Source organism: Micromonospora sicca, assembly GCF_003172935.1.
Lineage (GTDB): Bacteria > Actinomycetota > Actinomycetes > Mycobacteriales > Micromonosporaceae > Micromonospora > Micromonospora sicca.
On the sequence record NZ_QGKS01000435.1, the window covers coordinates 1 to 6,439 of the forward strand.

Below are 6,439 nucleotides of genomic sequence, written 5' to 3' on the forward strand. Positions count from 1 at the left end.
GGAGCGGACGGGCCCGTGGCCGGTGGTGGCGGCGGTCCTGGTCGGCGGGTGGACCGCGCTGGTGACGGTGCTCGGGCAGGTGGTCGGCTGGGCCGTCGACCAGGCGGTGCTGGTCGCCGGCCTGGACCGGGCGGTGCCGACCTGGCCGCTGGTCGCCCTCGGCACGGTGCTGCTGGTCGGGGCGCCCACGCTGGCGCTGGCCCTGCTCCCCCGCTCGCCGGCGGTCCGGGCCACCGGCCGGGTCTGGCTGGCCGGGGCGCTGGCGCTGGGCGCGTTGACCCTGCTGCGGTCCCTGCCGCCGGTGCACCAGGAGGCGTACCTGGCCGCCCTGGCCGCCACCGCCGCCCTGCTGGCGGCCCTCCTCGGCCGGCTGCTCCACCGCCGCGCCGCCCCGGCGGCGGCCGGCGGCGACGGCACGCCTCGGCAGGACGGCGTGGGCGCTGGGAAGGACGGCCGGCGCGACCCGGTGCCGGGCGGTCGGGACGCCCCGGACGATCGCCGGGAAGGCCGGCCCGCGACCCTGCTCGCGGTGGCGGCCGGGGCGGCCCTGCTGCTGCCCTGGGCCTGGCTGGGCGCGCTGGGCGGCCTGCTGGAGACGTTCCTCGCCGGCCTCGCCGCCGCCGCGCTCGGCGCCCTCGCCGGGGTGCTGCTCGACGCGACGTTCTGGGCGCGGTTCACCGTGGACGCGCCGCCCCGGCCGGCCCGGCTGGTGCTGGTCGGCGGGCTGGTCGCCGGGGTCGTCCTGGTGCTGGTCGCGGCCGGGGCCGGGCAGTCCGGCGCCCAGTTGCCCGCCCTGTTCCTGCTGCCTCCGCTCGGCTTCGCGCTGGCCGCGCTGCACGCGGCGGCCGCCCGCGCGGGGCGGTCGGTCGGCCGCGCCCCGGTGCGCTGGCTGGTCGGGCTCGGCGTGCTGGGCCCGCTGGCCCTCGCCGACCCGGAGGAGCTCACGGTGCTCCTCGCGACCACCCGCGACGTGCCGTACTGGGTCGCGGTCGCGACCGGCGCGGCGTTCGCCGTCGCGGTGCTGCTCGCCGTCGGGTACGGCGTCCTGCTGGCCCGGCCGCGCGCCGGCACGCCCCGCCGCCGGGTGGCCGGGGTGGCCGCCGCAACCCTGCTCGCCGCGGTCGCGGTGGTGTACGTGGTCCCCGGGCAGCCCGGGCTGTACGGCGACCGGCTGCTGGTGGTGCTCCGCGAGCAGGCCGACCTCGACGGCATCCCGACCGGGGCGCCCGGTCGGGCCGGCCGGGACGCCCGGGCCGCCGAGGTCTACCGGCGGTTGGTGGCCACGGCCGACCGGACCCAGGCGGGGCTGCGCCGGGAGCTGACCCGGCTGCGCCTGCACCCGACGCCGTACTACCTGGTCAACGCCATGGAGACGGACGGCGGGCCGGAGGTGCGGGCCTGGCTCTCCGGTCGGCCCGAGGTGGCCCGGGTGCTGGTCAGCCAGCGGCTGCGCCCGCTGCCGGCGGCGGCCCGGCCCGCTCGTGGCAGGGTGCCCGCGCCGGCCGGGCCGGCCTGGAACGTCGCGCTGATCGGCGCCGACCGGGTCTGGTCCGAGCTGGGCGTGACCGGCTCGGGCGTGGTGGTCGGCGCCTCCGACTCCGGGGTGGACGGTCGGCACCCGGCGCTGGCCGCCGGCTTCCGCGGCGGCGACGACTCCTGGTACGACCCGTGGGCGCACACCCGCACCCCGAACGACCAGGGCGGGCACGGCACCCACACGGCGGGTAGCGCGGTCGGCCGGGGCGGGATCGGCGTCGCCCCCGGCGCCCGCTGGGTGGGCTGCGTCAACCTGGACCGCAACCTGGGCAGCCCGGCGCGTTACCTGGACTGCCTGCAGTTCATGCTGGCGCCCTTCCCGTTCGGCGGGGACCCGTTCACCGACGGGCGGCCGGACCGGGCGCCGGACCTGCTGACCAATTCGTGGGGCTGCCCGCCGATCGAGGGCTGCGACCCCGGGGCGCTCCGGCCGGCCACCGCCGCGCTGGCGGCGGCGGGCATCCTGGTGGTCGCGGCGGCCGGCAACACCGGCCCGTACTGCGGTTCGGTGGCCGACCCGCCGGCCCCGTACCCGGACGTGCTGACCGTGGGCGCGGTGGACCGGGCGCGGCAGCTCACCCGCTTCTCGGGCCGGGGGCCGGCGGCCGGCGGGGCGGCCAAACCGGACCTGGTCGCGCCCGGCGCGGACGTGCTGTCCGCATTCCCGGGTGGGGGTTACGCCACCCTGTCCGGCACCTCGATGGCGACCCCGCAGGTGGCGGGGGTGGTGGCGTTGATGTGGTCGGCGAACCCGGCGCTGGTCGGCGACCTGGCGCGGACCCGGCGGATCCTGCGGGAGACCGCCACCCCGGCCGGGGTCCGCCCGGACGACCCGACCGGGCGCCGCTGCGGCGGCGACGCTGACCTGGTCGGCGCCGGCCTGGTCGACGCGTACGCCGCCGTCCGGGCCGCCCGCGCCGGGTGAGCGGAACCGGGCCGATTCGACGGTGCCGCCGGGCCGCCGGATGACCTAGGGTCGGCGACCATGGACGCGGAGATCATCGAGCTGGACCTTGACCGTCTGCCCGCCGTCGTCGACCTCTGCCGGCAGGCGCTCGACCTGCCCGAGGACGCCGCCGAGGCGCCGGCGATCCTGGACACCCTGACCACCCGAGCGGCGGCCGACCGCCCGGTGCTGCTGATCGGCGCGGTGCGCGGGGCCGAGCTGGTGGGGGTGCTGGTCGGGTCGGTCGCGCAGCGGGACCCGCGGCTCGGGCACGTCGACCTGGTGGCGGTGGCGCCGCGGGAGCGCCGCCGGGGTGTCGGGCGGGCCCTGCTGGCCGAGGCGGAACGGCGGCTCGCCGGGCTGGGCGCGGTCGAGCTGCTGCTGGCCGGGAATCCGCCGTACTACGCCTGGCCGGGCGTCGACGTGCGCTACACCCCGGCGGTCTGCGCCGCGCTGCGGCTCGGCTACCGGCAGGACCGTACGGCGTGGAACATGACCGCGGACCTGTCGGAGGGCTCGCCGGCGCTGCGCTCCACGGAGGCGGCCGAACGCCGGCTGGCCGGTCAGGGCGTCACGATACGCCGGGCCGAGCCGGCGGACCTGGCCGCGCTGGCCGCCTTCGCCCGCGCCACCTTCGGCGGGACGTGGGACGGCGAGCTGGCCGGCTCGGTGGGGCGGCCGGACGCCGGGGCGCACCTGGCGGAGCGGGACGGCGAGATCCTGGGCTTCGCGGCGTACGGCTCCGCGCGACCGAGCTGGTTCGGCCCGATGGGGACGGCCCCGGCTGCGGAGGGCTCCGGCATCGGCGGGGTGCTGCTGCGCCGCTGCCTGCGGGATCAGGCGGTGGCGGGAATCGGCGCGGCGCAGATCGGTTGGGTGGGCCCGGTGCCGTTCTATTCGGGCAGCGCGGGCGCGCGGATCGAGCGGGTCTTCTTCCTGTACCGGAAGGCGATCGACGGGCACCCGGTCGGGTAATTAAAAGGGCGAAAGGGATATAGACGCCAATAATGCCATTCGCCCGTGCCGGTCATCGACCGCCCCCTACGGTTGCCCGTAGAGGAGGCAGCCATGACCACGGATGACGAACGGATCGAGGACCAGCCCGCGAGCTGGCCACCGGTCGGTGAACTCCCCGGGCAACTGCCGTTCGACCGGCTCGACTACGGCGACGCCGAGCAGCTGGCGGAGCTGGCCGGCGCCGACGCGCCGGCGGCCGAGGAGACCCGGCAACCGGTCGACGAGCCGGTCCGGATCCGGCCGCCGTACAACCGGACGCACAAACGACGCAACCAGCGGCCGCTGCCGACGTGACGGACGGAAAGGGGACGGACCGCTGACGCGGCCCGCCCCCTTTCGGCGTTCGGTGGAACTGGACTCAGAAGTCCATCTCCCCGCCACCCGGACCAGCCGGGGCGGCCGGGGTCTTCTCCGGCTTGTCCGCCACGACGGCCTCGGTGGTGAGGAAGAGCGCCGCGATCGACGCGGCGTTCTGCAGCGCCGAGCGGGTCACCTTGGCCGGGTCGATGATGCCCGCGGCCAGCAGGTCGACGTACTCGCCGTTGGCGGCGTTCAGGCCCCAGCCCGCCTCGATGTTGCGGACGTGCTCGACGACCACGCCACCCTCGAGGCCGGCGTTGACGGCGATCTGCCGCAGCGGGGCGTCCAGCGCGATCTTGACGATCTGCGCGCCGGTCGCCTCGTCGCCGGTCAGGTCCAGCTTGTCGAAGGCGGTCTTGCCGGCCTGCACCAGCGCGACGCCACCACCCGGGACGATGCCCTCCTCGACGGCGGCCTTCGCGTTGCGGACGGCGTCCTCGATGCGGTGCTTGCGCTCCTTGAGCTCGACCTCGGTGGCCGCGCCGACCTTGATCACCGCAACACCGCCGGCCAGCTTGGCCAGGCGCTCCTGCAGCTTCTCCCGGTCGTAGTCGGAGTCGCTCTTCTCGATCTCGGCGCGGATCTGGTTGACCCGACCCTGGATCTGCTCGGCGTCACCCGCGCCGTCGACGATGGTGGTCTCGTCCTTGGTCACCACGACCTTGCGGGCGCGGCCCAGCATGTCGAGGCTGACGGCGTCCAGCTTGAGGCCGACCTCCTCGCTGATGACCTGGCCACCGGTGAGGATGGCGATGTCGGCCAGCATGGCCTTGCGGCGGTCACCGAAGCCCGGCGCCTTGACGGCGACCGACTTGAAGGTGCCGCGGACCTTGTTGACGACCAGGGTCGCCAGGGCCTCGCCCTCGATGTCCTCGGCGATGATCAGCAGCGGCTTGCCGCCCTGCATGACCTTCTCCAGGATCGGGAGCAGGTCCTTCACCGACGAGATCTTGCTGTTGACGATCAGGAGGTACGGGTCGTCGAAGACGGCCTCCATACGCTCCGGGTCGGTCATGAAGTACGCGGAGATGTAGCCCTTGTCGAAGCGCATACCCTCGGTGAGCTCGAGCTCCAGGCCGAAGGTGTTGCTCTCCTCGACGGTGATGACGCCTTCCTTGCCGACCTTGTCCATCGCCTCGGCGATGATCTCACCGACGGTGCTGTCACCGGCGGAGATGGAGGCGGTGGAGGCGATCTGCTCCTTGGTCTCGACGTCCTTGGCGAGCTTGGACAGCTCCTCCGAGACGCTGGCCACGGCGGCCTCGATGCCCCGCTTCAGGGCCATCGGGTTCGCACCGGCGGCCACGTTGCGCAGGCCCTCGCGAACCAGGGCCTGAGCCAGGACGGTCGCCGTCGTCGTGCCGTCACCGGCCACGTCGTCGGTCTTCTTGGCGACCTCCTTGACCAGCTCGGCGCCGATCTTCTCGTACGGGTCCTCGAGCTCGATCTCCTTGGCGATGCTCACACCATCGTTGGTGATGGTGGGGGCACCCCACTTCTTCTCGAGCACGACGTTGCGGCCCTTGGGGCCGAGCGTCACCTTCACGGCGTCGGCGAGCTGGTTCATGCCCCGCTCGAGGCCGCGGCGCGCCTCTTCGTCGAACGCGATCATCTTGGCCATACGGCGTTGTCCTCCTGGACACTCACGGGCCACCCGAGTGTGTGCCCCGGATGGGCCGCCTGGTGTACGCACCTAGGGGACGTCGCCACCTGGCGACGACGACGTCTCCTCGGTCGGGCCGGACAGCCCGCGACGACCGGCCATGTGCCGCTCCGGCGCCATCGAGACGCCGGCGCAGCCGTGGCCCTACCGCCCCGACCATTGGCACTCACGGTATGCGAGTGCCAATGACCTGTTTAGCACTCTCCCTTGCCGAGTGCAAGCACGATGGGCTCGCTCAGCCGAGTTCCGCCGCGAGTCGGGCGGAGTTCACCGGGCCCTCATGGGCCCGCTGCTCGGCGTACGTCACGACGAGACCGATCAGGTAGGCCAGCCAGGCCGGCAGGTAGAGCAGCACGGTGACCACCGAGCCCACGACGGTGCCGGCGGTGATCTCGAAGGCGCCGGCCGGCCCGCCGGCCAGGCTGATGATCATCTGCACCGGTACGGCCACCATCGAGCTGATCGTCGCCAGCAGCCCGACCAGGAGCACCCGGCCGAGCACCTGCCCCAACCGGGCGTGGAAGATCTTGAAGGACCGGGCGATCGGGTTGACCCGCTCGAAGAGCAGCACCGGGCCGGCCAGGCTGAGCGCGCACATCAGATAGATCCCGGGCAGGTAGCAGAAGACCGCGCCGACCAGCACCATCGCGAACACGAGCAGCATCCAGCCCCAGAGCGCCGGCGCCCGCCGCAGGCCGTAGCGCAGCGCGCCGCCCACCGTCACCGGCTCGCCGGCCGCCTGCCGGGTGACCGCCCAGGTGCCGGCCGCCCAGCCGACGCACTGGACGGCCAGCGCGAAGACCCCGACCACGAGCGCCACTCCGAAGAAGACGAGCAGCTCGCGGAAGTAGTCGGCGGGGAACGGGGCGGGCGGCTCACCCGGCGCGGTGACCGTGAGGGTGGGGTGCGGGTAGAAC

Annotated in this window: 4 protein-coding genes and 1 pseudogene; 3 read left to right on the forward strand and 2 right to left on the reverse strand. The window is 74.7% G+C overall.

Features of this window, described 5'->3' with window-relative positions; translation table 11 throughout:
• The 3 genes from DKT69_RS33000 to DKT69_RS33010 all read left to right on the forward strand — a co-directional run.
• Positions 1–2,461, forward strand: a 2,461-nt coding sequence (locus tag DKT69_RS33000; protein WP_236648503.1) for a S8 family serine peptidase, incomplete at its 5' end; no start/stop codon positions are given.
• A 60-nt stretch (positions 2,462–2,521) separates the two neighbouring features.
• Positions 2,522–3,457, forward strand: coding sequence for a GNAT family N-acetyltransferase (locus DKT69_RS33005; RefSeq protein ID WP_109805327.1), 936 nt, complete (start codon positions 2,522–2,524; stop codon positions 3,455–3,457).
• Positions 3,458–3,550: 93 nt separating this feature from the next.
• Positions 3,551–3,793: a hypothetical protein gene (locus DKT69_RS33010; protein ID WP_109805328.1), complete on the forward strand. Its 243-nt coding sequence runs from the start codon at positions 3,551–3,553 to the stop codon at positions 3,791–3,793.
• Between the two features lie 64 nt (positions 3,794–3,857).
• Here the strand turns inward: DKT69_RS33010 and groL are convergent, their stop codons facing one another.
• Positions 3,858–5,480 carry a chaperonin GroEL gene (gene groL, locus DKT69_RS33015; protein WP_109805329.1) on the reverse strand — a complete coding sequence of 541 codons (1,623 nt, stop codon included), beginning with the start codon at positions 5,478–5,480 and terminating at the stop codon, positions 3,858–3,860.
• A gap of 277 nt (positions 5,481–5,757) precedes the next feature.
• Positions 5,758–6,439 (reverse strand): annotated as a pseudogene (locus tag DKT69_RS38675) (hypothetical protein); the annotation flags it as partial.

Bases quoted from the DNA above. Each gene is read 5' to 3' on its own strand.
- DKT69_RS33005 (WP_109805327.1), top strand. From the start codon at position 2,522: ATGGACGCGGAGATCATCGAGCTGGACCTTGACCGTCTGCCCGCCGTC.
- DKT69_RS33010 (WP_109805328.1), top strand. From the start codon at position 3,551: ATGACCACGGATGACGAACGGATCGAGGACCAGCCCGCGAGCTGGCCA.
- groL (WP_109805329.1), bottom strand. From the start codon at position 5,480: ATGGCCAAGATGATCGCGTTCGACGAAGAGGCGCGCCGCGGCCTCGAG.